The organism is Enterococcus sp. DIV1726a, from assembly GCF_051710985.1.
In the GTDB taxonomy this organism is placed as follows: domain Bacteria; phylum Bacillota; class Bacilli; order Lactobacillales; family Enterococcaceae; genus Enterococcus_B; species Enterococcus_B hirae.
The window spans coordinates 1,123,279-1,148,527 of sequence record NZ_JBIOLS010000001.1 but is presented as its reverse complement, the minus strand read 5'-3'; the positions used below and the strand labels follow the sequence as shown (position 1 = coordinate 1,148,527).

The following is a 25,249-nucleotide window of genomic DNA, read 5'->3' as shown; positions in this document are numbered from 1 at the left end:
AGCTTCTCTTTATTTCATTCATTGAACTGAATAATTTAACCAATCGATTGTTGCAAAAATTCCGCTTTGATTTCAATAAAGCTCTTAAAGGATTGCAAAAATTGAAACAATTCTGCTCGATCTTCAAATTCTAAACGTTCTTTGGGCATAGCCATGTCCCGATATAGTTCGTAGACTTCTTCAATCCGCTTCAATAATTCTTTCCCATCATTCTTTTCAGAAAAAGTTTCTGCAGTATAAACCAACAAGCCGTAAATATGCTTGCCATAAGGAACCGGATCTTGGATTCGATCCAGATTCCCCTGCATATCTTTGATCACGTTGATTTGGGTTCTACGCATGGAAAAATACGTTTCATAGTATTGCGTTTGTTTCACCCAGTAATTCTCTTGGTACTTCCTAGCATCGCTCTGACTTTCTCTTACGAAAGCCAACAATTTATCACAAAGCAGTTGATTGCTGGTATTTCTTCCAGTCAGTAGGAAATCAGCCATGTTGTTTAAAATGATACGAAACTCTTCTTCGATCAATTGTTGATTTTTTTGTAGCTGTTTTTTGATATCCGGCATATAGATATTCGCTACTAGTGCAAAAAAAACACCGATAGCCATTAAACTTGCTGCATTACCGATCAACGACCAACTCATATTTTTTTCACTTAAATAGTGTGTGACTAGCACAGAATTTACGACAATTCCATCCGTCAATTTTAACCCAACAGTCAGAGGAATAAACAGTAGTAGGAACAAGCCAAACCCCAAGATCGTATAATCAAAAATAAAAAAGCTAATAAAAGCAATCACAGTCGCTAAAATAAATGCCGCAATCCTTAACATCCCAGTTCTTAAAGTTGAACGTTTCGTGTTGCCCACACTTAACAAAGCAATGATTCCTGCTGAAGGCCAAAACAATAATGAAAACATTTGGGCGGTAACCATGGACAACATACTACTAACCACTGTTTTCACGGTCCTCATTCCGATACGCATAAGCAACCCCTCTCTTTTCTTAGAATTATACTAAAAGACTTAGCTAAAAACTAGCAATCTCTTTAAAAGTTCGTTATCCTATTAAAAAGGACTAAAAGGAGAATAAGCGATGGAATTTGGCCGTTTTCGTTTAGGAATGCGAACAATAAAAAGCGCATTAGCAGTTTTTTTATGTATTTTATTTTTCCACGTCACTGATCGAGGACTACCGATGATTGCTGCATTGTCAGCTGTTTTTTCCTTGCGCCAAGATTTAACCACTACTGTTTCCTTTGGTCGTTCAAGAATCATTGGCAATTCAATTGGCGGCTTTCTCGGAATCATCTATTTTTTAGTAAAGAACTATTTTCACAATGATTTTTTAGTGGAATTATTTCTGCTGCCGGTTCTAGTGGTCATCGTCATCGTGGTATCTGACGGAATCAATAATAATTCTGGGATCATCTCAGCAATCGCCACTTTGTTGTTGATTGCCCTGAGCGTTCCTCAAGGCGAATCCTCTTTATATGCGATCCAACGAGTCTTAGACACATTCATTGGAACCTTTATCGCCATCGGAATCAATTTCTTTCTCCGTCCACCTGAGACAGAAAAAAAAGAAGAGCTTGTAGAAGACTTAGTTGAGCTGCGAAAAAAAGAAGCGTTGCTTAGAGAAAATTTGGCAGAAGTCGAAGAACAGATCAAAAAACACAAAAATAGCTAATACATAAATAAACAAACCAGTCTCTTCAACATGAAAGAAACTGGTTTGTTTATTTTTCTAACTAATTTTAGCGATAATTATTCTGCTTGATCGGGTTGTTCCCCGTTTTCATAGAGATTAACTTGTTTCATCGTTCCACGATTAGAGAGATTTTCGATAATGTCTTTGATATCTAATCCTGTTGTTTCTTTCAACGTTTCTTGAGTGGAAGCTAAAAGATTGGTAGCATAGTTAGTCACCCGGTTCGCTCCGCCATTTTCGCTTGACCCGTTACTGGTATCAACCACTGAGATTTTCTCAATATTTCCTAATGGTTGTGCTGCTTCTTTCATTAATTGTGGTAACATCTCGATTACCATACTCAAGACCGCTGCTTCACCATATTCTTTGAACGCATCTGCGATTTTGGCTTTGGCTTCAGCTTCGGCCGCTCCTTTGGCTAAAGTCGCTTCTGCTTCCGCTTGACCAGCTAACCGGGTTTTATTGGCTTCGGCTTGTGCCAGAGCTTCAACGCGGAATTGTTCAGCTTCGGCTTCAGTTACTTCTTTTACCTTTTGAGCTTGTGCTTCTTGTTCTTTGGCATAACGATCCGCATCGGCTTTTTTCTTCACTTCTGAATCGTATTGTTTCTCACGACGAATGATTTCTTTTTCTTCTAATTCAATTTGTTTTTGTCGTTCAATGACTTTTACTTCCATTTCTTGTTCAACAACATGTTGTTGCGCCCGAGCGCTTTCCAAGTTATAGGCTTGGTCTGCTTTGGCTTTTGCAATATCTTGTTCTTGCTTGTAAGAAGCTAGTTTTAATTCTTTTTCTTTGATTGATTCTGCAATTTCCGTCTGTCTTTGTAGTTCCGCTGCTTGAGAATCTTTTTCAGCTTCTGCTTTTTTAATACGTGTTTCTTTTAACGCTTCTGCTTCCGCAATATCTGCGTCACGTTTCACTTGGGCGATCCGTGGTTTCCCTAAAGAATCTAAGTAACCGTTTTTATCACGGACTTCTTTGATCGTAAACGAAACAATGATCAATCCCATTTTCGCTAAATCAACAGATGCTACTTCTTGAACGCTTTGACTAAATTTGTCGCGGTTTTGATAAATTTCTTCTACAGTCATCGAACCCAAAATGGAACGAAGATGCCCTTCCAAAACTTCTCTTGCTTCATTTTCAAGTTCCTCACGTGTTTTACCTAGAAACTGTTCTGCAGCAGTCGCAATCTCTTCCACTGAAGAACCAATCTTGATGATCGAGGTGCCATCACACATCACTGGTACCCCTTGTTCGGTATAGACTTCTGGCGTCGAAACATCTAACTTGCTTGACAAGAGACTGATCCGATTCGAGCGTTGGAAAACTGGTAAAACAAATGCCCCGCCACCACGAACGATTTTGATTTTATTATTACTTTCATCTGCGTGGACATTTTTACTGCCTAAATAACTCCCGCTAATAATTAATGCTTCATCTGGTTTGGCAGTTTGATATTTTGCTACAAAGACGATCAGTAACATTAAAATGATCAAGACTGCAATAGCAATTGCGATATAAACTCCTGATATTTCCATTTCTTATACACTCCTTCATATTTTTAGCATGCCTTCATAAGGCGTTACATAACAAACTCTTTCTTTTACTTCAATGATCAAGACCTGTTCCCCTTGCTTAGCTGGTGAACTTTGTGGGGCATAAAAGCATGCAGGTCGCGTAATCGAACCAGTCACACTTTTTAATTGGATCTCCCCCATCCCTTTTAATGGTATGGGTGTAACTACGATCGCCATCTGTCCTTCAAGAGTTTTTTCTGATGCCGACAACGTACTTTCAGCATTTTTCATCGGCATTCGGACATAAAAATTGAGCAAAAACACTAAAACAGTTGCAATCGCCCCACTTGAAATCAATAGAAACAGCGAATCTAATTCTGTTAAGCGCTCTCCTAAATACCCAAACAGGCTGGTAAAAGTTAGCCAAGGGACAATGAGTATCGGGTCAATTGGACCATCGAAATCAAAAATATCTCCAAAGACTAGCAGAAAAACTGCAATCCCCGCACAAGTTAAAAGTGTATACCAATAAATCGTCTCTAATGCCACCCCTCCAATCATGTAATCGCCTCCTCCTCTGTTTTGTTCTATCATACCAATAGAATAACTTTCTGTATAGTTTGATCGATAATTTTGTTTTACCAATTTCCCAATGACGATTTAGCCAGTGGGGCGGACACCCCACCGGCAATAAAAGAACTTTGATGCGATCGTTTATTATTTTTGTTCGCTTCTATTCTTTAAAAAGAAAATGGCTCATGCATCTAGTTTGTGAGTTGATTTTACCGTCATCCCTACAAAAGCTTTCTCTAATTCAACAAGAAGGAATAAAACCAATCCAGGTAGTAAACTGATGCTTGCTTCTTGGACAGTCAACGAAACTGTCCCAATCGCAATTTTTAATGGTGGGAACACTAACATCAATCCTTGTAAGAGGATCATCGCTCCAATCGAATAGAGTAATGCCCGATTTTCAAAAAGATCTTTTGTCAGACTAAATTCAGTCACTCTTCGACAATTAACCATGTAGAAGGCTTGTCCAAAAACCATCGCATTGATCAGAACGGTTTGTTTCGCTTCAGCAGGAACAAAATCCATTGCAACGAACCCTAAAATAGTCATGATGATCCCAACATATAAAATACGCAAAAGTGCATATTTTGATAGGATTTTTTCGTTAATTGGTCTCGGTGGACGATTCATAACATCTTGATCTGCTTTTTCAAAACCCAATGCGTATGAAAGGGTGATCGAAGCGACTAGATTTAACCACAAGATTTGTACAGTAGTTAAAGGTAATGGGAAATTTCCTACCAATGAAAAGAGCAATAGTAATCCTTGGGCTAAACAAGTTGGCAAATAAAAGAGAATCGTCTTTTTCAAATTATCAAAAATACGTCGTCCTTCTTTCACGGCTTTTGCAATGGTCTCAAAATTATCATCTACCAACACCATGTCTGCTGCCTGTTTGCTAACATCGCTCCCTTTGATTCCCATAGCGATCCCGACATCGGCTTTTTTCAAAGCTGGCGCATCATTAACGCCGTCCCCAGTCATTCCAACAATTTCATCTTGTTCTTGGAGATAGGTCACAATAGCCAATTTATGTTCAGGTGTCGTCCTGGCAAAAACATCATTCTCACGGACAGCGATCTTCCATTCTTCTTCTGTCAATTGATCTAGTTCCGTTCCCGTAATCGCCGATTTAGCATTTTTTAAACCTAATTCCTCAGCAATCGCTTTTGCTGTTGCTTGATGATCGCCAGTGATCATTTTTACTCTGATCCCTGCTTGTTGCATTTCCTTGACTGAAGCAATAGCTGATTCCTTTGGCGGATCAATGATGCCACTAAGCCCAATCATCACCAGCTCATTCGTTAATTCTTCATGTGACAATTCACGATCCTTTAACTCTTTCATTGCAAACGCTAAGACACGTTGGCCTGTTTGCGCTAATTGTTCGTTTTTTTGTAACCACATAGCATGATCTATCTGTTGTTGTCTTCCATCTGATCCCAGTTCATATTGCACTTTATTCAGTAAAACATCTGGCGCACCTTTCACAAATAAAATCCTTTTTCCTGCAATCTCATGGACGGTCGCCATATACTTGTAAGCTGAGTCGAAAGGGATTTTATCAACGACTGGATAAAGTTCGATCGGTTGTTGATTGGTCCATTTTAATAAAGCTAATTCCGTGGCATTACCTGAAGTTGGACATACTCCTTGAGTTAGTTGGGTTTCTTGACAATTATGCATCGCTTCAACAAGCCAAGTCTCATTTTTGGTCCAGTTTTTTTCTTCAAGCATTTCCACCCCATGGTTCGCTTCTCTAGTCGCTAAGCTAACCAATGTCATTTCATTTTTAGTCAGTGTTCCTGTTTTATCTGAACAAATTACTGTCATTGCCCCTAAGGTTTCAACTGTGGGTAGATTTTTGACGATTGCTTGTTTCTTTGCCATTCGATTGACACCCGAAGATAAAATAATCGTTAAGATCGAAGGAAGTCCTTCTGGGATAGAAGACACGATCAAGGCAATGACAGCTGTCGCTATATAGCCCCAAGTCATGCCATAATAAAAGTAGGATACGGTAGCTAACAATAAAATCAACGCAGCGATTCCTTTAAATATACTAGTATTCATTTCTTTGATTTTCTTCAATAACGGTGTTTCTTGTTCTGTGATCGACCCTAATGAAGTGCTGATTTTTCCAATTTCTGTAGCAGTTCCGACAGCGACTACGATCCCTATTCCTCTACCTGATTCCACTTTAGTCCCAGAAAAAGCCATATTTGTTTGTTCCGCTAAAGGTGTCTCAAGCGGTAATGGGTCGGTCGTCTTTTGGATCGCATGCGTTTCTCCAGTAAGAATTGCTTCATCAATTTGTAAGTTGAACGTTTCGCTCAAACGTACATCTGCAGAAACGATATCTCCAGCAGCTAATACGATTTGATCCCCCACCACTAAATCAGCTGGTGCAATCTCTTTTTGCTGTCCCTTTTCGATGATGACTGCTTTTTCACTAAGTAATTCCGCAATGCTGTCTAAAGATGAAGCTGCCTTTCGTTCTTGTAAATAGCCGATCAGCGCATTTAAGAAAACAACTAAAAAAATCATACTGCCTTCAATATATGCGCCTGTAAAAAGCTTAACGATCGCAGCTCCTAGTAAAATGTACATCAGTGCATCATGAAAGTAAGAAAGAAATTTTTTCCATTCTGGAACTTTAATACCATTTTCTAAGACGTTTCTTCCATACTTAAGTTGTCGTTCGTTCCTTTCTTGTTCGTTCATTGCTTTTTTTACCATTAATTTTTCTTTGATTTCTATGATTGATAAGGTGTACCATTCTTTCATTTTTTTCCTCCAATAATTCTTACTGATCAAATCATAAAGGTTAGAGTGACTCTAAGGTCAAGAAAAATTTAAGCAAATCTATCTATGTAGAATAAAAAAATCAATTCCATTCACATTTCCCCCACGTTTCGTAGTAAAATAACCTTACTTAAAATGACTGATCAATGGAAGTGATGATTTGAAAATCAATGAATTAGCAAAGCTCTATGATATTACAGCCCATACTTTACGCTATTATGAAAAATTAGGTTTGATTACACCGGATTATGATGAAAATGGCTATCGAAATTATTCTTACGAACACATTGAACAACTGAATACCATCCGTGACCTACGTTATTTTGACGTCTCCATTACTGAGATCGCCGATTATTTGAAGCAAAAAGAAATCAGCAAGACAAAAGAATTATTAGCTTTTGAAATCGAGGCACTTCATCAACTCATCAGTGACTCACAAAAAAAAATCGAGCTTTTAAAAGAACGTGTCCAGTTAATTGAAGAAGCAGAGAACATAGACTATCAAGAAGTGCTATTAGTGCAGCAACCAAAAAGACTGATTCTTAAAGCTTCTACGGTTGCAACGGATGAACAAATCGACTTTTCGTTAAAAGAACTTCATAAAAAATACGAACCTTTATTAAGCACTAATAATCAAAATCTTTTTGGCAGTATCATTCATTTAGAAGAAGATCCTTTTACCTATCAAGTCTTTTATTTTTGTCCTGACCTTACGATCAAAAATGAGGATGCTGAGATACTCCCTGCTGGAAATTACCTTAGTTATAGTTTTAAAGGCGATTATGAACAAAGAAAGAAAGGAATCGCTGCTATCATGAACTACCTGGCTACCCATTCGCTGCATAGAGCCAGTCCATTTTATGAATCTTATCTGATTGATTTTCACGAAACGAATAAGCCAGAAGAATATGTGACGCGTTTAGAAATTTTAGTTGAATCGTAGCTTGGGTTAACTAAATATTTATACAAGAAAAAACTACGTCTGAATTTGACATCAGACATCAAACTCAGACATAGTAACTCTTTTATAAATCAAGAATAAAATTTGCTACTAAGTGCTACGAATCAATAAATGTGAAGACTTCAAGTAAGCCACCGCAAGCTTCGTCATTTTTGACCGTAATATGCATGCATCCCATGTTTTCGATAGTAGTGCTTATCTAAAAGATATTGTGGAATAGATTGCATAGCAGGATTAATTTTTTCATTTTCTTTAGCCATTAAGCATATTTCGTCTAAGATCAAGCTATTCTCTACCGCCTTTGCAGGGGTTTCACCCCAAGTAAATGGGCCATGTCCATAAACGAATACACCAGGAACTTCAGTGGGAGCTAATTGTCTCTCTTGAAACGTTTCAACAATCACATGACCAGTGTTTCTTTCATAAGCACTTTTAACTTCTTTTTCAGTTAATTGCCGTGTGCAAGGAATCGTTCCATAAAAAACATCCGCATGAGTTGTTCCATAGGCAGGCAAGTCTCGACCAGCCTGCGCCCACATGACTGAATGAGTGGAGTGCGTGTGGACGATAGCATTGATTTTTTCAAAAGCTTGATACAAAATCACATGAGTCGATAAATCAGAAGAGGGCTTCATCCCATCTTCTTCTAGCGGATTTCCAGCTAGATCAGTCACTACCATTTGTTCGGGAGCCATCTGTTCATACTTTACACCACTTGGCTTGATCACGATCACCCCAAGCGCTCGATCAATCTCACTGACATTGCCCCAAGTCAACTTAACTAGTCCATATTGAGGTAGTGCCAAATTCGCTTCATAAACACGTTGTTTCATTTCTTTAATGATCGGATTACGCAAACTCATAACCTGCCTCCTTTAGCTTCGGATAAAGATAGCTTTTTGCTGCTGCTATTTCTTTTTTAAAATCCGGATTTTTTTCACTCCACATTTCAATTAAAAATGACCCATTATAATTCATCTGTTTGAGTTTCTTTAACAAACCCTCAAAGTCAACACAGCCTGCGCCAAAAGGAACATCACGAAATTGACCTGATGATTCAGTTGTTACTGGATAGGTATCCTTTAAGTGGATGGAAGAAATCCAATTGATCCCTTTTTCTAGTTCACGTTCTGGATCGTTTTCTTGCCAAGCCGAAAGGTTACCAAAATCTGGATAAACTTGAAGATATGGTGAATCAATCTGGCGTTTGATTTCTAAAAATTTAGTGATTGAATTCATAAATGGATCATCCATAATTTCAATTGACAAGATTATTCCATATTCAGAAGCTATTTTGACGCTTTCTTCAAGTCCTTCAATAAATAGTTTTCGTGATAGCCTTGTTTTTTTTTCATAATAGACATCGTATCCGGCTACTTGGATAATTTTGATACTTAAGCGCTGAGCAAGTCGGATCGCTTTGACCATCAATTCTTTGGCTTTTATCCGATACGCTTCATTTGAAGAGCCAAAAGGAAACCTGCGATGACCACTCAGACAAATGGAATTGATCCGTATGCCCGTCTCTTTCATGTCTTTGCGTATTTGATTGATCATCTCGTCAGACCAATTGAGTCGAGCTAGGCGTTCATCTGTCTCGTCAATCGACATCTCAATAAAGGAAAAACCAAGTTCCTTTGCTAATAAAAAGCGCTCTTTCCAAGAGATATCTTTTGGTAGTGCCTTCTCATAAATTCCGATTTGAGCCAAGTCTATTCCCCCCAAATGCGAATCATTTCTTGTTTAAAATCATTGGCTGCTTTTGCAGGATCGTCCGCACTAGAAATCCCTCTTCCAGCTATAAAAGTTTCCACTTCAATCCCTGCGAATAATTTCAATGTTTCCACGTTTAATCCACCTGTCACAGAAACTGCAAAGCCCATTTCTATCAATTTCTTTACTTTTGTCAGATCCCGTTCTCCCCAAGTTTCACCAGAAAGTAATGCATCTCGACTTTGATGATAGATCACCTGTTGGATACCGATCCTCCGCCATTCAGCTGCTTGTTCATAGGTCCAATCCCCATACAGTTCGACTTGCAATGCCTTCACTTCTTTTTGAGCTGCTTCCATGGTTGGCAGAGTAGCACAGCAGATAACAGTCATAAAATCCGCACCGGCATCAGTTACATTTTTGGCTACCGTTCCCCCGGCATCCGCACATTTTGTATCAGCAACAATTGTTTTCCTTGGAAACATGCTACGAATACAGCTGATGGCTTTGCGCCCCTCTTGCAGACATAAAATGGTTCCAATTTCAATGATATCGACAATATCCCCTACTTGAAATACATCTGCTAATGCTTGTTCTAAATCATTATGATCCAAAGCAATCTGTAATTTTGGTCTGCTCATTTTGTCTTCCTCTTTTATTTAGATTTTTGATACAACGCTGATTCAGCAAATTTTTCACCAATTTCTTTGGCTGACATGACATTTTTAATACCAATCACTGTAATTCCTTTTTTCTCTGCTTGGATAAACATATTCAAAAAATTGACTGGTGTAAAAACGACATCATACTGAGACGCAGAACTTTTTCCTTCAGAAATTGCACAATGATGGATTTTGGTAATTGACACACCTAGTTCTTTCATTGCCTTTTCGACGCTTCTCATCATCATCAAACTTGTTCCCGACCCGTTTGCGCAAGATACTAAAATTCTCATTATGTTTTCCTCCTATGTGTTCATTTTAATTTTATTGTTGTATTTAATTCTCGTTGTGATATTTTTCTGCATATTGCTCATAATCATCGACGATCAAAAAGTACCCGTCTGGATTTTTACGGTATTGTAATTGTGGAATAATCAATAGCCCAACCACGACTAATGCGATACCAACATACCCCAAAAACTTCATCATTACAGTAAATAATGGCCAAGCAGTGGCCCAGTCAAACATACCGAGATAGCCACCATATTTTGACATGCCGATCCAAGTTGCAAAAACGGCCGATCCACCAACTTGAATGATTCCAGAAAGAAATGGGAACAGACAGGCGGCTTTGAAACCACCTCGATTGTTGGCAAAAACTGCGATAACTGCATTGTCAAAGAACAGTGGAATAAAACCAGCAATCACGATGGTTGGTGATTTGAACAAAATGAGTAAGGCAATCATCAAAAATTGACCTAAGGCACCAAACAAGAAGCCAATGGTTACGGCGTTAGGTGAACCAAAACCAAAAGTAGCAGCTACGTCAATCCCAGGAACCGCACCTGGTAGGATTGTATTTGAGATCCCTTGAAAAGATTGTGTTAGCTCATCCACGAAAGTACGGACTCCTAATTGTAAAATGGCTAGGTAGACAGCAAAATTCAATGATGTTGTCATAATATAGAACAAGAAACTTTGTCCTTCTTGCATAAACTGTGCTTGAATCAAATAATCTTTTCCTAGCACTAACAAAATAATTCCAAAAAATAAAAGCATTAATAAAGAAGTTGCTACCATATTTTCATTAAATATAGATAAAAAACCTGGTAATTCAATATCTTCCAATTTTTTATCCACTTTTTTAGAGTGTTCTTTTTTTTGATCACGTTTCTTTAAAAACTCGGCTAACTTCGCAAATATATAGATACCAAACATTTGCTGATGTGCCACAGAAAAACCCGCGCCCTCGGTTAACTCCTGGGTGATACCAACTGTTAAATTAGAAGCTACTGCCCAATAACAGCCTAAAATCAGTCCCATAAAAATCAGAACTTGAATTCTTCCTAAAGAGGGAAAACAAAATAATAATATCCAAAAAGCAGTTGCAGATTGTTGAATCTGAACATTTCCAGTTGTAAAAACCGAACGTAATTTTGTATATTTTTGAAAACGAACGAGTAAGATATTCATAACAAAAGCAATCAAAAGTAAAATCATGACATCCCCAAATGTACGACCAAATGTTTCCTCTAATCCAGAGTCAACGGCATTTTGTCCAAAATATGGATCGGTGACCATCGCATCCAGATTAAACCGTTCTTTTAAACCTACTAAAATGGGGCGGAAGTTGTTTACTAATCCTCCTGAACCAACCGTCAAAATGAAGTAACCGACTGTTGCTTTCAAGAAACCAGCAATACACTCATAAAATGGACGTTTCAAGAGAATGTACCCTAGCAGTACAATAAAACCAATCAGATAAGCTGGTTGAGTTAAGATGTTTGTAGCGAAATAAGTCCAAATGCTCAATAAAAAATCAGCCATTCTTTTTTCCTCCTATAAGTTATACTCTTGCATCACCACTCGATAGTCTTCAATCGAATCGGTATCTGCCAAACGATCAATTAGCCCATCTATCATCAACAACTCAGACAATTTTTGAATATTTTCCATATGCTGATTTACATTTTTGGCTGCTAAAGTAAAGAATAAACTTGCTGATTTTTCTTCTTGGTCGAATTGAATGGGTCTTTTCATTTTAGTGAATGATATAGCTGTTCCATAAACTCCTTCACTATCTGCTGAAGAATGTGGCATTGCTACTTTGGGAACAATCACGATATAAGGACCATGTTCTTCTACACATTGGATGATTTCATCTACGTAACTTTGATCAATCAACTTTTTATCTAATAATAGTTGACAGCTTTCAGCAACAGCTTCCTTCCAATCAGTAATTTCTTTATCGGAATATTTCACCAAGCCTTGATCCAAAAAATATTTCAACATGTTGTTAGCCTCTTTTCTATAAGAATGACGGGAATGGTGTATCGTTTTCTACAGAAAATACATCCTCAAAACCACGGTAGAAATTAAATTCTAGGTCGTCTTTGTTCGTTGGATAGGTAAACTTGCCTCCTACCTGCCAGATATATGGTTTAAAATCGTACTTCAAGCGATCCTTTTTAAACTTCCATATTTCGGTAATTTCTTTTGGATCAGCCATAAAATTTGCCCAGATATCATAATGAACAGGGATGACTACTTTAGCCTTTAATGACTCAGCCATTCGCAACATATCGACAGAAGTCACTTTATCCGTGATACCTCGTGGATTTTCACCATATGCACCTAGGCAAACATCAATAGTATGTTCGTTCCCATGTTTCGCAAACATATTAGAATAATGAGAGTCTCCAGCATGATAAATATTTCCACCCGATGTTTCAAATAGATAATTCACAGCGATCTCATCCATTTCTTGAGGTATTTTCCCTTTTAAAGTTTCCTCTGGATCTTCACAAGTGACTAATGCTGTACGGTCAAATGCTTCTAAAGCAACGATAGTTACATCCTCAATTTTGACTTCATCTCCTGGTTTGACGATTATCGTTTTCTCTTTTGGAATTCCCCAGTTCAACCAAGTATTTACTACTTCTTGAGGACCAATGAATTTTGCATTCGGACAATTTTGATGAACAGCAGCTGCTGTATTGATATCCAAATGATCCGAATGGATATGCGTGACAACTAAAGCGTTTACACTTTTCATTTCAAAAGGGTCAATCACAAAAGGTTGCGTCCGCAAGTTCGGTTGCATTTTTTGAACCCCACTCATTCGCATCATCTGATGCCCTTTTTTCATCATCCCATTTCCATGACTACGTTTACCTGTCCCACACCATAAATCACACAAAATATTTGTCCCTTTATGCGTCTTTAACCAAATCCCGGTACAACCTAACCACCACATCGCAACCGTTCCTTCTTTTACTTCTTCTGTTTCGATCTCTTCATTCAAGTAGGTACCCCATTCAGGAAATGTTTCTAAAACCCAATTTTCTTTTGTGACATCATTGACATGTTTGCTCATTGTAATTCTCCTCTCAAGAACTTTCTTTTGTTGATATCTAAATCATAATATGCAACGACAAACATGAAAACCCTTTTATATGACTGTTTGTTATTTATATGATCGTTTTTGTAAGTTAAATGATTTTTTTAGTATGATATATATAGTTAATAAACTTTATATGAATCTTTGAAGCGATAAAAATCATATACATAGGCAACAAATAGGAGGGTAAATAATGAAAAATTCCATTGTCAATATTGAGAAGCGTCAAAAGGATATTTTGGAGCGATTACAACAAAAAGAGCAAATGACAACATATGAGTTAGCTGAATCTTTAAAAGTCTCTATTAGTACAATACGCAGAGACCTAAATTTATTAGAAGAAAAAAATGAGATCATTCGCAATTACGGGTATTGTTCTTATAATTATGATAATCGTACAGACTTTGATCAATCTGGACCAGAACGACTAAAACAATCAATCGCTCGTGAAGCTTGTAAATACATCAATGATTATGATACCGTATTCATTAATTCTAGTTCTACTGCACTTAAAGTGGTTGAATATGTACGTGCCAATCACCTGACAATTGTCACAAATAACGTAAAAATCACTTACTCCCCTCATAAAGAAAACTGCAATTATATCTTGACTGGAGGTGAGATGCGCTTTCCAAAAGAAGCATTAGTGGGTGATATCGCATTAAATACCATTTCTTCAATGAATGCTGATGTCTGTATCATTGGTTGCAGTGGTGTGTCGATCGATAATGGCGTAACAACTAAAATTCTCAATGAATCAACGATCAATGAAATGATGATTCGTCAAACGTTTAAATGTAAAATTCTAGTTGCTGATCATCGTAAAATTGGTTTAACATCAAAATTTAAAATTGCAGATATTTCTGTTTTTGATTATTTGATTACTGACAAGTTTTGTTCTGAAAAAGTAATTGCTGAAATCAAAAATGTTGGGGTGAAAGTCATCCAAATCAGTTAAAAAAAAGCCGGTGTGAATGGAACAAGGTTCTGTCCCAACCACATCGGCTTTTGCTTATTTACGAATGATGTTCAAATAAAATGACCTGATCCATTAAGTCAAAGCTCTTCAAATCAGCCTTTCAGCGATGGTTCGCTCTTACTTACTTAATAACAGTCTTTTTATTAAGCGTGATAACGTTCTACACCATCTAGGTATGTTGCTTCTAAAGTCATATCTGGATTCAATACGATAAAATCAGCGTCCCGTCCTTTTGCGATCTTGCCACAAGTATCATCGATCTTGCAGCTGATTGCTGGTACTAAGCTTCCCATCATCACAGCTTGTTCAGGTGTAGCTAATCCCCAGTCTACTACATTTTTGATTGCTTCTTTTAATTTCAAGATACTTCCTGCTAAATTACCTGATTCTAAGCGAGCAGTTCCATCTTTCACGACCACTGGAAATTCTCCTAAATTATAATTGCCATCAGGCATTCCACCAGCCATCATGCAATCAGTGATCAATGCCACATGGTCATGACCTGCTTTTTCCATTAAAATTTGAGCAGCATTTGGATGAACATGATGCCCATCACAAATCAATTCTGAAAAAACATGTTCTAGCGATAGTAGCGCACCAACCATTCCAGGTTCACGATGATTTAATCCACGCATGCCATTATACGCATGGACAAAGACACTAGCACCTGCTTCTACTGCCTTTTGTGCTTCATCGATCGTCGCATTACTATGACCCAATGAAACAACCACGCCTTCATCTGTCACTTGTTTGACAAACTCTTCAACGCCTTTTCGTTCTGGGGCTAGGGCAATTTTTTTGATCAGTCCGCCAGAAGCTTCTTGCCATTCATGGAAAGTATCAAGATCAGGGTCTCCAAAATAACTTGGATTTTGCGCCCCTTTATGTTCTTCCGTAAAGAATGGTCCTTCAAAATAGATTCCTTTAATTTTTGCTCCAGGAGCTTCTTGGTACATTTTTCCAATTGTTTCAGCTACATCTTTTAAACGTTCTTTACTTGATGTTAAAGTAGTTGGTAAAAACGATGTTACTCCACAAGAAAGCAATCCTTCTGACATTGCTTTCACACCTTCTGCATCATTATCCATCACATCATGGTTCATATAGCCATGAATATGCGTATCAACTAGACCAGGAGCGATCCATTTTCCGCTTTGATCAATGATATTGACTTCTCCTTCAGGTGTGTTTTGGGTATACTCCCCAAAAAGACCATCAGTGATTTCAAGATAACCTGCATTTTTGACACCGGATGACAAAAAGAATTTGTCTGCGTAGATAAAAGTTCTCATTCTTCTCTCTCCTTTGATTTTCTATCCTAAAGGTACTCTTATTTTGGAGATAAGTCAAGAATGGTCTACACCATTTAGAGACTTTTTGCTATTTTTTTAACTGATTGTGCCAATTCTTCATAAAAGAGAGCTTTATTGATTTCACCTTTCTTTTTATAAATCAAACTCTTTAAAATAAATAAATCGTTAAGGTAATAATAACTATTTTTATCTTGCGCCCACCGTATTCCTTGATTTACTTGTTCTAAAGATAGTTCAATTTCTCCTTGGTGCAACAAAAAGCTTCCATAGTTATAAAAAATTTGAGTAAACTCACTTTTGGTTCGATCTTGGATCGTCTCTTGGAAGAGTTGGATACTACGACTTAAATAGTACCTAGCTTCCGCAGTTTTGCCAGCTACGCCATAGATTTTGCCAATGCAACTGACTAGCTGGATCTCAACATCCGTCACTTGTGTTCGATCTTTTAACGTCGAATAGGAGAGCGCTTCTTTTAAATAACTAAGTGCTTGAGTAATATTTTTTCGTAATGTAAATTCACAGACGCCTAAATAATAATAATATTTTTGAAAATCCGCAGCTTCGTACAAATTTTCTGTAACCTCTGGCGATTTTAACACTTGTTCCAGCTTGCGATAATCTCGTTGCTGAAAATACAAGTCTGTTAACTCAAAATTCTTTAAGACCGCTCGAATTTTCCCATGAGATAAACGCATGACATGATCGATCGTTACGCCTAAACGTTGGCAAATTTGTGCCATTACAACAACATTTGGTAGCTCTTCATTATTTTCAATTCTGCTTAAAACACTCTGTGAACAAATATCTTGCGAAAGCATTTTTTGTGTCATCTTCTGTTCTTTTCGAATTTCTTTTATGATTGTACCAAAGGAAGCGACCAACGTTTCCATAAGCATCCTCCTTCAAAATATGCGTATTCGCATTATACCAATATTTTACTTTACGGAAGAAGAAACATCAAGAAAAGTCCTATCAAAAACTTGTCCGACTTTTTTCCTTCCTTATTTTTGATTTAGCTAGTGATTATTTCATCTCTCACACCAAAAAGAGCCAAAACTTGAGTTCGGCTCTTTTGAGTAAAAACATCCATGACAGGCTATTTTTGTCGGTAAGTCGATAAAAATTCACGCATTTTGACAGCAGTCGTTTTCAGATCATCCATCTTTGGTAAATAAACGATTCTAAAATGATCCGGTTGATGCCAATTAAATCCCCCACCATGAACCAGCAAGATATGATGTTCATGTAGGAAATCTAAAACAAACTTTTCGTCATCTAAAATATTGAAACGCTTCGTATCAATCTTAGGAAAAATGTAAAACGCTGCTTTAGGTTTTACTGCAGAAAGGCCGGGAATGTCATTAATGGCATTGTAAATAAATTCTCGTTGCTCATAAATACGCCCACCAGGTAATAATAATTCATCCACACTTTGATAACCACCTAATGCCGTCTGAATGATTTGCTGAGACAATACATTGGAACAAAGACGCATCGAAGAAAGCATGTTCAATCCTTCAATATAGCCTTTAACATGTGATTTATCTCCACTCAACACCATCCAGCCAACACGAAATCCTGCAACACGATGGGATTTAGATAAACCGTTCAACGTCACGACAAATAAATCTGGTGCCAAGGTAGCGATTGGAATATGTTCTAAACCATCCATGACTAAACGATCATAAATTTCATCAGAATAAATAATCAATTGATTTTGACGAGCAATCTCCACGATTTGCTCTAAAATCTCTTTTGGATACAATGCTCCAGTTGGATTATTAGGGTTGATGATCACGATTGCTTTTGTTCTACTCGTTATTTTTGATTTAATGTCATCAATATCAGGATACCATTCTGCTTGTTCGTCACATATATAATGAACAGGTTTTCCACCAGCCAATGATACTGAAGCCGTCCATAATGGATAATCAGGCATCGGAACTAAAACCTCATCCCCATTGTCAAGTAGACCTTGCATACACATTGTGATCAGTTCGCTGACTCCATTCCCTGTATAAATGTCGTTGATCGTCACATTGGGGAACTTTTTGATTTGACAATATTGTTCAATCGCTTTTCTTGCTGAAAAAATGCCTTTAGAATCAGAATAGCCTTCTGAATCTCGTGCATTCATAATCAAATCACGTATCACTTCATTTGGCGCTTCAAATCCAAAGGGGGCAGGATTTCCAGTATTTAACTTTAAAATACTGATCCCTTCTTCTTGCATACGTTCGGCTTCTTCTAACACAGGTCCACGTACGTCGTAGCTTACGCCTTCTAGTTTATTGGATTTTTCAAATTCTCTCATAACGCTATCCAATCCCTCATTTCAAAATAAACAGAAATTTCTGATTTTTTATTTTTTACTTATTTTCAATATCATACTCTATCCCTCTAAAATTTACCACAATTTTAAGTAAAACCATAAGAAATTTTAGTTAGTTTTCAAACTCATTTCCGTCGATATTCATTGAATAAATTCGCACCCCAGTCCATAGCAATTCCGCAAATAACACCCAAAAAAATTCCGGCAGACAAATCTTTCAATACAATACCAAGAATTAGCCCAACACTCATTCCTAAGGTAGAAAACTCCCCATCATATTTTTCCACTTTTTCTCTCCCTTTTCATCTTGACATCTGCGGAAATACTCGCTATCATTAATTTATTGTTATTATACGCAGACGTGATGGAACGGCAGACATGCAAGATTGAGGGTCTTGTGAGCGTACGCTCGTGTGGGTTCAAATCCCATCGTCTGCATCAATGACTAGTCGTAGAGCATTCCGTGCTCTACGTTTTTTTGTTTTCTTATTCACGTCTTATTAATAAACTTACTGTTCGTTATACTAAACGACCTGACTTCTGATAACTTTACGCATAAATTCTTCTTTCTATTTTACTCTTCCTGTTAATTTACTGCTAATGATTACCATGGACAGTTCCTTCTTATGTTTCATAAGATAGCTTTTTTGATTATTTCTCCTTATTACGATTAAGCAATGAAATCAGTATTGTTTTATCTGCATGCCTTCTATTTTGCCCATCTTAATCATTTTTTATACTTACAACCTATGACCTATACTGTAAAAGAATTATGAGAACGATGAATATTAGGAACCATAATTGAACTCTTATTCAATCGATTCTTTTAAATAGTGTAACGCTTGTTTACAGTTCTTGAATCCTTTTGCTTTCCATTGGACATTTCTCTTTCTTGACCTATATATTTCATTTTTTTCTCATCATCAAACTCGTATTCTTATAAATAAAGATGACATTACCAGCTTATAACCTTATTTTATAAGCTTAAGCAGTATTTTAGTACTAATATAAAAATTAGTTTATAATTAGAGTATGTCAAATATGGAGAGGAGAAATAACAAATGAAAACTTTAGACATTATTGCTTTAACATTGTTGATCGTTGGTGGATTAAATTGGTTATTGGTTGGTTTATTAGAATTTGATTTAGTTGCTACTATTGCAGGTGGATCTACGACAATTCTAGCTAAAGCGATCTATATTATTGTAGGAATTTGTGCTATTTATTGTTTGAAATTCTTTCCACTTATTACAAATAGAGTAGAACGATAATTTTTTAATTATCCTCTGTTCCTAATATAAATAAAACAGTCATGAGCGTTAGTTTGTATGCTCATGACTGTTTTTATTTATATTCATGTAAGCGTTATTCGAGACAAAAGAGAGATTTTTTCTACAAAAAAACGTGAGATTAACCTTTTCTTAATAACTAGACAGCTACTCTTTTCAGAGACATTATGCTTGATTTTACGACAAAGAAATCGCTTTCGATTACATATGTTACTTCAAATATTACAAAAAAGGTAGATTTGTCATAAAGCTATTACCTATGAAATATATCCCCGTGGTAAAGTATTCCTCGTTGGTCACAACAAAACTATTTTTAAATTTACGAAGGAGCTTTTACATGAAATCACTTAAAACATTACTATTAGGAACAACTTTGACTGCCGGCGCACTATTCTTTATGGGAACATCTGCACATGCGGACGAAGCTTATACCGTTCAATCAGGTGATACGCTATCAACGATTTCTCAAAAATACGTTGGTGATAACTCCTTGATCCAAACTATTGCAGAAAAAAATTCAATCTCAAACATCAACTTGATTTATTCAGGTCAACAATTAACAATCCCAACAGGCGAACAAGCAGCAACAACACAAACAGCTTACCAAGCGCCTGCTCAAACAAAAACAGTGGCTGAACAACCAGTGAAGCAAGAACCAGTTCAACAAGCAGCACCTGCCCAACCAGTTGCTCAAGCAACGCAAACAGCGGCACAAGCAACACCAGCAACAACAAACACAAGCTCAGCGAAAGAATGGATCGCTCAAAAAGAATCTAGCGGTTCTTATACAGCAACAAACGGTCGTTACATCGGACGTTACCAATTAGATTCTTCTTACTTAAATGGTGACTATTCAGCAGCAAACCAAGAACGAGTTGCTGAACAATACGTATCTTCTCGTTACGGCTCATGGGAAGCAGCTAAATCTTTCTGGGAAGCAAACGGTTGGTACTAATATAAAATAGCTTGTTTAAAAAGCGAAGGTCCCTCTTTAGGATCTTCGTTTTTTTTACTAAGCAAAGCGTAAATGAAAAAAATTGGCAGAAATGGTATCCTTTCTGTCAATTTTTTTGGTAATTTCGATTTTCTAATTCCAGTTTGGCAAATGGTGGTTCGTTCATCGTGTTTTTTGAACAGTTGTGTTTGTCTAACTGCTCAAAATTATTTTTTGTTTCTTTCATGACGTTCAATAAATAGTTGTTCTCTGCTTTCAATCGTTTCACTAATGAATTCAAATAATTGTTTTCTTTATGTAATTCGTCTATTGTTTTACTCTTTTCGTCTGTCATATGATTTGAGTAGTTGTCTGTTTCTCTTCCTGGTTTCTTCATCCCCACCTCAGAAGGCAACAACGAGTGGTGAAGTAATTTAGTATACAGTTCTTTGTATTCTTGATACTCAGCATTCAATTGTTCTTTCATATGATCATTTGTCGATTTTTTTCGATAGATGGATGTCTTATTTTGTTGAAGAACTGCTTCTAACTTTTTGAGTAATTCTGTTTCTATTTCACAGTTTTTATATTTGGACATAATATAAGCAGAATTGAGACGTCCTTCTTTCATGGGTATTAGGCCAATATGTAAGTGTGGTTTCTCTTCATCAAAATGAACATGTGCATAAATGATATTCGATAGACCGTATAGTTTTTGAAAGGTTTGAACAATTTGTAAAAAAAATAGTTTTGTTTCTCTTACTGATAATTTTTTTAATGCCGATTCTTTAAAGATGATTCGCCATTCAATTAATATTGTCCAATTAGAATGAATCGATTTTGTTGAAGATAAATGGGTCAAATATTTTCTAATGATCTTTTTATAGTCAATAAATTTCTTATTTAAAACATCATAATTTAAAGATGTTTTATCTGGTTGTACAATACTTGATTCAACTATTTCTCTTTGATTATGTCTTTGGACTTGTTCTAATTCATAAAATCGATAATCCGTTTTTTCTAATTTGATTGATTTAATAGTTCTGCCTCCTTACTTTCTTCTTACTATGTGAATCTTTCAAACAAGTAAATAAACAACGTTTTCATCTAAAGTTTAGTTAATTCTATCCGAAAAAACAAACCGAAAAATTCCTATTTCTTGGTAATTATGTACTTTTAGTGAAATAAAAAAGGACCCTCTTTAAAGGATCCCAAGTAAACCAGTTAAAACAAAACCTACTTCGTGAATTTTCGAGTGAACTAAGATAATAAAGCAAGCTTTGGCCCGCCTCTAAATAACTATTTTTTATTATGCTAGCTATGATTCGTTAATCAATACGGAGTGTTCCATCAATGGTTGTTGTATTGATTAGTTCTTTTTCATCATATACTTTATAATATATCTTTATGCCATGCGTACCCGAGGAAGGCATATTCTTGAAAGCAACCGATTCAATCCCATTGTTGGGTGGAATCAATCCTGAAACATATAATTTTTTTTGATTAGATGCTAAATAGTATTCTACTTGTATATTATAGGAGTTGACACCCACATTACGTACATCCACGTGGGCTTTTCCCTCTTTATTTAATTCGATTTCATGCTTCAATACAATCCGAACATTGTCTTTATCGACTTCTTCCTGCATCTTTTTTAATAATTCGCCATTATTCAACTGAGTGATGTTCTCATCAAAATCTGGCAATCCTGTAACGACTTGAGGGGGAGATTGATTAAAATAGAAGTATCCACTGATCCCCAATATCAAAAGTACTACAGAGAAGGTTATCAGGATATATGTGCTTTTTTTTCTTTGTTTTGCTTTATGTGCCATTTAAAAATCTCCCTTTCTGATAAAATCAAAAACAAATCGTCTCAACCAGATGGATAAAAAAATCATTCGTTAAGCATTTACTTTTATTTTTTTTCAAACAATCCACAAGTTTTTTTGTTGATCAACTAGTTTCTTTCGTTCCAACAGTTTATACTTTCAATGATTAGCAGAACTCCAACTATTTGGAATCCTGCTAAATGGTATTCTAAGACAGTCATGTCATTGTTACTATGTGCGAAATTCCCTGTTTATTCTGCTGGGAATTCCAATAATATATGATATAAATGAAACAAATCACGCTTTTTTATGATTCAGTATCTTTTAAAGCAGTGAAATTAAACGTTATTTCGTAACTTGGTCTAACCACTTGATTTTCTTTAAATCCTTCAGCGATTTTTCCTTCGAATTTTAACGTTTTAGATGAAGATTTATCTAATTCTGTTAAATAAGTAGGGCTATTAAGAAATTGACCCGCAACACTTTGTAAACGGACGCCCGCTTCATTTGTTGGCGTAAAGTATAAATCTTGTCTTACACCCGATTGACTTTTTTCTTCAAATTTTGATATTTCAATCTTGACTCTACGTGCACTAGAATTATTTGTTACGGTATAAATAGGTGATAAGATATTAGGAAGTGGCTGGCCATCATCTGTTACCGCATTTGCATAACGTACTTTTGTAGGTACAGTGATGTCAACATAAGATACATCTTCCGGTCCGACCGGATCCCATGGACCAATCCAGCCATCCACTCCAATTTGTGCATTATCTTTTCCTTGAATAGTTGCGCTGTCATCCTCAGGGTCACTTAATCCAGGAATCCAGCCTAATTCATTATCTTTAACTGTTTCTGCACTTGCATTCATTGTTCCAATCCCAAATCCACCTAATAAAATAGATGATACTAGTAACACATTTGTCAACTTCTTCATTATTCTGTCTCTCTCCTCGCTGAAAACGTCTCACAACATTTCCATAAAAATAAAATTACATGATATAGTTTTTTTCTCGATTGAGCTCAATCAACATAACCGTTGAGAAAAGGGATACAATTGTTCCAAGTAACATCATATAAACGCTCAATTGTTCACCAGTTTGTGGAAGTCTCACTTTTTTTGAAGAACCTGAATCAGATGGTGTGATCGTTATAGTTGCTTTTTCTTTGGTTCCTGCGTCACTTACGTTATCAATTGTACTGGCATCTGCGTCCGCATCCCATACTCCTATTATTGCTTCAACTTGAATCGTTTGTTCATTTGTGGTTTGTGCATGACAGTTTGTTGTAATGAAAAGACTAACCATTAAAACACCTATCAAATAATACATCACTCTTTTTATTTCGCTCTTCACCTCCAATACTTTAACGACGCAACCTCCACAATAATATTATCCGTAAAAATAAAATAGAATGAAAACCAAGTTTTACCGATAGATTGGTAAATACCTTTTCCATTAGTAATTGTTATGTAACAAAAAGATGATTAGCTTAGAACATCTAAAAAATAATACTTAATTTTTAGCCATATCAGTTGATAAGCGGAAACTTTTCCGAAATTTATAGTCATAGTGCAAACTAACTATCCATACTGGAATTAACTTTTATATGGTAATAATCAACTAATTTATTAATGATATCTTCATCAAAATAACTAGACATCCCAATCGTTGGAATACCGAAATGGTCAGGCGAATATACATCTGTTAAAAGGCAATCGAACTTTTGTAAATAGCCCTTTTGTATTTGAGTAGTAGGATCGAGTATCTCAATTTTGATATTATGTCTAAAATAAAATTGAATTTCCTCTTTGAGCATCCGCATATGATCGTAAGAGCTATCCAATAAAAGTGCTACATTGATACTTGCTTTACTTTCTCTCACGCGTACCCATAGTTCAGACCAAGAAGTTAATAATTTGAAGATGGATTGCTGGATCATTTCATCTAAGTAAGATAAAAATGGATTACCAAGAGAAAAGTAAATATCAAAAAATTCATCTCTTAATGCGGTAACTAACTCAGGACTTACCTTCAACGTATTTTCAAAAAAATCCGTTTTTTTATTGTATAAAATATAAGTAGGTCGCACCGAACTCATGGTCGTCCAATAAATATCATGAATCAATTTATCTCGATTCTCGCAAAGTAATCCAAAACGTTCTTCCAGCAAAGTAATCACATAGCCGATCTGTTTCTTTATTGAGACCGAATCGATTTCAACTCCTTCTGAATGAAAGCGAGCGATTGGATTAATTGGCTGATGGAATTCATAAAATAATTGCTGAAGATTTTCTTTTACACTTTTGATGCCAAAGACATTATGTATTTTTTCTACTAGTTTTTTTTCGTTCATTAGATGTGTAAAATGAAAAGGTATCTCGTTAACTTCTAATTGATAGCCTTGCTTCAATCGTGTAAAACAGACATACAATTGAAATTTTAAATTTCCCAAAAATAAATGATGGTCATTGTTCACAATTGCCCATATCGTATTTTCTTTGATGAATATATCAATGATCTCTGAAATCAAATTTCTTTCTTCTTTTTGTATCAATTTTTCGGGCAAATGATATTTCTCAGAAAAATATACTGAAAAGAAGTCTCTGATATTCCCTTCGTTTCCGATAATTTTGATTTGATTGGTAATTTGAAAATCGAAAAACCGGATTTCTTGATTGATTCGATTAATTACCCTTGATACCTGAGTTTCTGAAATATAAAGCAAATCACTAAGCTCTTCTTTAGAAGTAACTTTTCCTAGGAAAATCGTTTCCAGTAATGTGTATTCTAGACTCTTTTCAAGAATTTTTGAATAGATAAATGACTTAGGCGTTGTGATATCTTTCTTTAAAATGATTCCTGCTCTAAAAGAAGTTTCAATTGATAGAGGCTCAATCATTTCGTTGACTTGAGATAGATCATTTCGAATGGTTTTTTCTGAACTATCAATTTTTTCAGCTAATTCCGCAGTCGTAATCCATTCCGTATTCCAAAGGATTTCTAAAATATTCAATTGGCGTCTCAAACGACCGTCTAATATTTCTCTCATTTCTATTACATCTCTCCTCTCCTAACAGATAAATACTCCTTGTTTTATTTTTAGCATATCCCAATCTTTAAAAATAACCTTAATATACCGAGCCCTTGGTAAAATATCTTTCATAATCTTTTATTTTTTCTACCGATCCATTGAGTTGTTCGTGATGCAAAGTAAAAAA

At 36.1% G+C, this 25,249-nt stretch carries 25 protein-coding genes and 1 tRNA gene; 6 read left to right on the top strand and 20 right to left on the bottom strand.

Translation table 11 applies throughout. The annotated features are described in order from the left end of the window. Positions 1 to 35 precede the first annotated feature (35 nt). The gene (locus IGJ27_RS05220; protein WP_178306021.1) at positions 36 to 989 is read right to left on the bottom strand and encodes an aromatic acid exporter family protein; all 954 of its coding nucleotides are present in this window, start codon (positions 987 to 989) and stop codon (positions 36 to 38) included. Between the two features lie 109 nt (positions 990 to 1,098). Here IGJ27_RS05220 and IGJ27_RS05215 point away from each other — a divergent pair, with 109 nt between their 5' ends. Next, positions 1,099 to 1,692 carry an FUSC family protein gene (locus IGJ27_RS05215; RefSeq protein WP_178306022.1) on the top strand — a complete coding sequence of 198 codons (594 nt, stop codon included), beginning with the start codon at positions 1,099 to 1,101 and terminating at the stop codon, positions 1,690 to 1,692. Between the two features lie 77 nt (positions 1,693 to 1,769). Here IGJ27_RS05215 and IGJ27_RS05210 read toward each other — a convergent pair whose 3' ends face one another. The 3 genes from IGJ27_RS05210 to IGJ27_RS05200 form a co-directional block, all read right to left on the bottom strand. Continuing rightward, positions 1,770 to 3,257: a flotillin family protein gene (locus IGJ27_RS05210; protein ID WP_010719401.1), complete on the bottom strand. Its 1,488-nt coding sequence runs from the start codon at positions 3,255 to 3,257 to the stop codon at positions 1,770 to 1,772. 15 nt (positions 3,258 to 3,272) lie between these two features. Then, positions 3,273 to 3,797 carry an NfeD family protein gene (locus IGJ27_RS05205; protein ID WP_010719402.1) on the bottom strand — a complete coding sequence of 175 codons (525 nt, stop codon included), beginning with the start codon at positions 3,795 to 3,797 and terminating at the stop codon, positions 3,273 to 3,275. A 195-nt stretch (positions 3,798 to 3,992) separates the two neighbouring features. Next, positions 3,993 to 6,596: an HAD-IC family P-type ATPase gene (locus tag IGJ27_RS05200; RefSeq protein WP_178306023.1), complete on the bottom strand. Its 2,604-nt coding sequence runs from the start codon at positions 6,594 to 6,596 to the stop codon at positions 3,993 to 3,995. A 178-nt stretch (positions 6,597 to 6,774) separates the two neighbouring features. On the opposite strand from IGJ27_RS05200, the gene IGJ27_RS05195 reads away from it, so the two are divergent. Next, positions 6,775 to 7,557 (top strand): MerR family transcriptional regulator, encoded by a 783-nt coding sequence (locus IGJ27_RS05195; protein ID WP_053766399.1) that lies wholly within the window; start codon positions 6,775 to 6,777, stop codon positions 7,555 to 7,557. A 164-nt stretch (positions 7,558 to 7,721) separates the two neighbouring features. Here the strand turns inward: IGJ27_RS05195 and araD are convergent, their stop codons facing one another. From araD to ulaG, 7 genes are read right to left on the bottom strand one after another with little or no spacing between them, the layout of a single operon-like run. After that, complete coding sequence (araD, locus tag IGJ27_RS05190) at positions 7,722 to 8,438, bottom strand: L-ribulose-5-phosphate 4-epimerase AraD (RefSeq protein WP_178306024.1); 717 nt, start codon at positions 8,436 to 8,438, stop codon at positions 7,722 to 7,724. Continuing rightward, positions 8,425 to 9,285, bottom strand: coding sequence for an L-ribulose-5-phosphate 3-epimerase (locus IGJ27_RS05185; RefSeq protein ID WP_178306025.1), 861 nt, complete (start codon positions 9,283 to 9,285; stop codon positions 8,425 to 8,427). Before IGJ27_RS05185 ends, araD begins: the two co-directional genes overlap by 14 nt. 2 nt (positions 9,286 to 9,287) lie before the next feature. Then, positions 9,288 to 9,929, bottom strand: a complete 642-nt coding sequence (locus IGJ27_RS05180; protein ID WP_010719407.1) for a 3-keto-L-gulonate-6-phosphate decarboxylase UlaD — start codon at positions 9,927 to 9,929, stop codon at positions 9,288 to 9,290. Positions 9,930 to 9,943: 14 nt separating this feature from the next. Then, positions 9,944 to 10,243 carry a PTS sugar transporter subunit IIB gene (locus tag IGJ27_RS05175; RefSeq protein ID WP_053766400.1) on the bottom strand — a complete coding sequence of 100 codons (300 nt, stop codon included), beginning with the start codon at positions 10,241 to 10,243 and terminating at the stop codon, positions 9,944 to 9,946. 43 nt (positions 10,244 to 10,286) lie between these two features. After that, a complete protein-coding gene (locus IGJ27_RS05170; RefSeq protein WP_010737417.1) occupies positions 10,287 to 11,777 on the bottom strand; it encodes a PTS ascorbate transporter subunit IIC in 1,491 nt (496 codons plus the stop codon). Between the two features lie 12 nt (positions 11,778 to 11,789). Further along, positions 11,790 to 12,242: a PTS sugar transporter subunit IIA gene (locus tag IGJ27_RS05165; RefSeq protein ID WP_438791693.1), complete on the bottom strand. Its 453-nt coding sequence runs from the start codon at positions 12,240 to 12,242 to the stop codon at positions 11,790 to 11,792. A 16-nt stretch (positions 12,243 to 12,258) separates the two neighbouring features. Continuing rightward, positions 12,259 to 13,326 carry an L-ascorbate 6-phosphate lactonase gene (gene ulaG, locus IGJ27_RS05160; protein WP_010737415.1) on the bottom strand — a complete coding sequence of 356 codons (1,068 nt, stop codon included), beginning with the start codon at positions 13,324 to 13,326 and terminating at the stop codon, positions 12,259 to 12,261. Between the two features lie 217 nt (positions 13,327 to 13,543). Here ulaG and IGJ27_RS05155 point away from each other — a divergent pair, with 217 nt between their 5' ends. Continuing rightward, positions 13,544 to 14,308: a DeoR/GlpR family DNA-binding transcription regulator gene (locus IGJ27_RS05155; protein WP_178306026.1), complete on the top strand. Its 765-nt coding sequence runs from the start codon at positions 13,544 to 13,546 to the stop codon at positions 14,306 to 14,308. Between the two features lie 164 nt (positions 14,309 to 14,472). On the opposite strand, the gene nagA is transcribed toward IGJ27_RS05155, so the two are convergent. From nagA to IGJ27_RS05135, 4 genes are all read right to left on the bottom strand, one after another. Further along, entirely contained in the window at positions 14,473 to 15,621 is a 1,149-nt protein-coding gene (gene nagA, locus IGJ27_RS05150; RefSeq protein WP_010719415.1) for an N-acetylglucosamine-6-phosphate deacetylase, read from the bottom strand. 74 nt (positions 15,622 to 15,695) lie between these two features. Continuing rightward, complete coding sequence (locus tag IGJ27_RS05145) at positions 15,696 to 16,532, bottom strand: helix-turn-helix domain-containing protein (RefSeq protein ID WP_010719416.1); 837 nt, start codon at positions 16,530 to 16,532, stop codon at positions 15,696 to 15,698. A 206-nt stretch (positions 16,533 to 16,738) separates the two neighbouring features. Then, on the bottom strand, positions 16,739 to 17,956 hold the full coding sequence (locus IGJ27_RS05140) for a pyridoxal phosphate-dependent aminotransferase (RefSeq protein ID WP_010719417.1): 1,218 nt from the start codon (positions 17,954 to 17,956) through the stop codon (positions 16,739 to 16,741). 143 nt (positions 17,957 to 18,099) lie between these two features. Beyond that, positions 18,100 to 18,261, bottom strand: a complete 162-nt coding sequence (locus IGJ27_RS05135) for a hypothetical protein (protein WP_178306027.1) — start codon at positions 18,259 to 18,261, stop codon at positions 18,100 to 18,102. A 68-nt stretch (positions 18,262 to 18,329) separates the two neighbouring features. On the opposite strand from IGJ27_RS05135, the gene IGJ27_RS05130 reads away from it, so the two are divergent. The 3 genes from IGJ27_RS05130 to IGJ27_RS05120 all read left to right on the top strand — a co-directional run bounded on the left by IGJ27_RS05130 (position 18,330) and on the right by IGJ27_RS05120 (position 20,218). Further along, positions 18,330 to 18,412 (top strand) — tRNA-Leu (locus tag IGJ27_RS05130). Between the two features lie 623 nt (positions 18,413 to 19,035). Next, positions 19,036 to 19,245, top strand: coding sequence for a DUF378 domain-containing protein (locus IGJ27_RS05125; RefSeq protein WP_010719419.1), 210 nt, complete (start codon positions 19,036 to 19,038; stop codon positions 19,243 to 19,245). Positions 19,246 to 19,600: 355 nt separating this feature from the next. Continuing rightward, positions 19,601 to 20,218 (top strand): LysM peptidoglycan-binding domain-containing protein, encoded by a 618-nt coding sequence (locus IGJ27_RS05120; protein ID WP_010737411.1) that lies wholly within the window; start codon positions 19,601 to 19,603, stop codon positions 20,216 to 20,218. A 106-nt stretch (positions 20,219 to 20,324) separates the two neighbouring features. On the opposite strand, the gene IGJ27_RS05115 is transcribed toward IGJ27_RS05120, so the two are convergent. The 5 genes from IGJ27_RS05115 to IGJ27_RS05095 all read right to left on the bottom strand — a co-directional run bounded on the left by IGJ27_RS05115 (position 20,325) and on the right by IGJ27_RS05095 (position 25,080). Beyond that, complete coding sequence (locus IGJ27_RS05115) at positions 20,325 to 21,143, bottom strand: plasmid recombination protein (protein ID WP_374220323.1); 819 nt, start codon at positions 21,141 to 21,143, stop codon at positions 20,325 to 20,327. A gap of 382 nt (positions 21,144 to 21,525) precedes the next feature. Then, the gene (locus tag IGJ27_RS05110) at positions 21,526 to 22,032 is read right to left on the bottom strand and encodes a hypothetical protein (RefSeq protein WP_010737409.1); all 507 of its coding nucleotides are present in this window, start codon (positions 22,030 to 22,032) and stop codon (positions 21,526 to 21,528) included. 304 nt (positions 22,033 to 22,336) lie between these two features. After that, on the bottom strand, positions 22,337 to 22,966 hold the full coding sequence (locus tag IGJ27_RS05105) for a hypothetical protein (protein ID WP_010737408.1): 630 nt from the start codon (positions 22,964 to 22,966) through the stop codon (positions 22,337 to 22,339). A gap of 55 nt (positions 22,967 to 23,021) precedes the next feature. Further along, entirely contained in the window at positions 23,022 to 23,360 is a 339-nt protein-coding gene (locus IGJ27_RS05100; RefSeq protein WP_223603537.1) for an LPXTG cell wall anchor domain-containing protein, read from the bottom strand. A 247-nt stretch (positions 23,361 to 23,607) separates the two neighbouring features. Continuing rightward, positions 23,608 to 25,080 (bottom strand): helix-turn-helix domain-containing protein, encoded by a 1,473-nt coding sequence (locus tag IGJ27_RS05095; RefSeq protein WP_010719424.1) that lies wholly within the window; start codon positions 25,078 to 25,080, stop codon positions 23,608 to 23,610. Between the last annotated feature and the right edge of the window lie 169 nt (positions 25,081 to 25,249).

Coding starts and splice junctions, on each gene's coding strand:
- IGJ27_RS05220 (WP_178306021.1), bottom strand. CDS start 989: ATGCGTATCGGAATGAGGACCGTGAAAACAGTGGTTAGTAGTATGTTG.
- IGJ27_RS05215 (WP_178306022.1), top strand. CDS start 1,099: ATGGAATTTGGCCGTTTTCGTTTAGGAATGCGAACAATAAAAAGCGCA.
- IGJ27_RS05210 (WP_010719401.1), bottom strand. CDS start 3,257: ATGGAAATATCAGGAGTTTATATCGCAATTGCTATTGCAGTCTTGATC.
- IGJ27_RS05205 (WP_010719402.1), bottom strand. CDS start 3,797: ATGATTGGAGGGGTGGCATTAGAGACGATTTATTGGTATACACTTTTA.
- IGJ27_RS05200 (WP_178306023.1), bottom strand. CDS start 6,596: ATGAAAGAATGGTACACCTTATCAATCATAGAAATCAAAGAAAAATTA.
- araD (WP_178306024.1), bottom strand. CDS start 8,438: ATGAGTTTGCGTAATCCGATCATTAAAGAAATGAAACAACGTGTTTAT.
- IGJ27_RS05180 (WP_010719407.1), bottom strand. CDS start 9,929: ATGAGCAGACCAAAATTACAGATTGCTTTGGATCATAATGATTTAGAA.
- IGJ27_RS05175 (WP_053766400.1), bottom strand. CDS start 10,243: ATGAGAATTTTAGTATCTTGCGCAAACGGGTCGGGAACAAGTTTGATG.
- IGJ27_RS05170 (WP_010737417.1), bottom strand. CDS start 11,777: ATGGCTGATTTTTTATTGAGCATTTGGACTTATTTCGCTACAAACATC.
- IGJ27_RS05165 (WP_438791693.1), bottom strand. CDS start 12,242: ATGTTGAAATATTTTTTGGATCAAGGCTTGGTGAAATATTCCGATAAA.
- ulaG (WP_010737415.1), bottom strand. CDS start 13,326: ATGAGCAAACATGTCAATGATGTCACAAAAGAAAATTGGGTTTTAGAA.
- IGJ27_RS05155 (WP_178306026.1), top strand. CDS start 13,544: ATGAAAAATTCCATTGTCAATATTGAGAAGCGTCAAAAGGATATTTTG.
- nagA (WP_010719415.1), bottom strand. CDS start 15,621: ATGAGAACTTTTATCTACGCAGACAAATTCTTTTTGTCATCCGGTGTC.
- IGJ27_RS05145 (WP_010719416.1), bottom strand. CDS start 16,532: ATGGAAACGTTGGTCGCTTCCTTTGGTACAATCATAAAAGAAATTCGA.
- IGJ27_RS05140 (WP_010719417.1), bottom strand. CDS start 17,956: ATGAGAGAATTTGAAAAATCCAATAAACTAGAAGGCGTAAGCTACGAC.
- IGJ27_RS05125 (WP_010719419.1), top strand. CDS start 19,036: ATGAAAACTTTAGACATTATTGCTTTAACATTGTTGATCGTTGGTGGA.
- IGJ27_RS05120 (WP_010737411.1), top strand. CDS start 19,601: ATGAAATCACTTAAAACATTACTATTAGGAACAACTTTGACTGCCGGC.
- IGJ27_RS05110 (WP_010737409.1), bottom strand. CDS start 22,032: ATGGCACATAAAGCAAAACAAAGAAAAAAAAGCACATATATCCTGATA.
- IGJ27_RS05105 (WP_010737408.1), bottom strand. CDS start 22,966: ATGAAGAAGTTGACAAATGTGTTACTAGTATCATCTATTTTATTAGGT.
- IGJ27_RS05100 (WP_223603537.1), bottom strand. CDS start 23,360: ATGTATTATTTGATAGGTGTTTTAATGGTTAGTCTTTTCATTACAACA.
- IGJ27_RS05095 (WP_010719424.1), bottom strand. CDS start 25,080: ATGAGAGAAATATTAGACGGTCGTTTGAGACGCCAATTGAATATTTTA.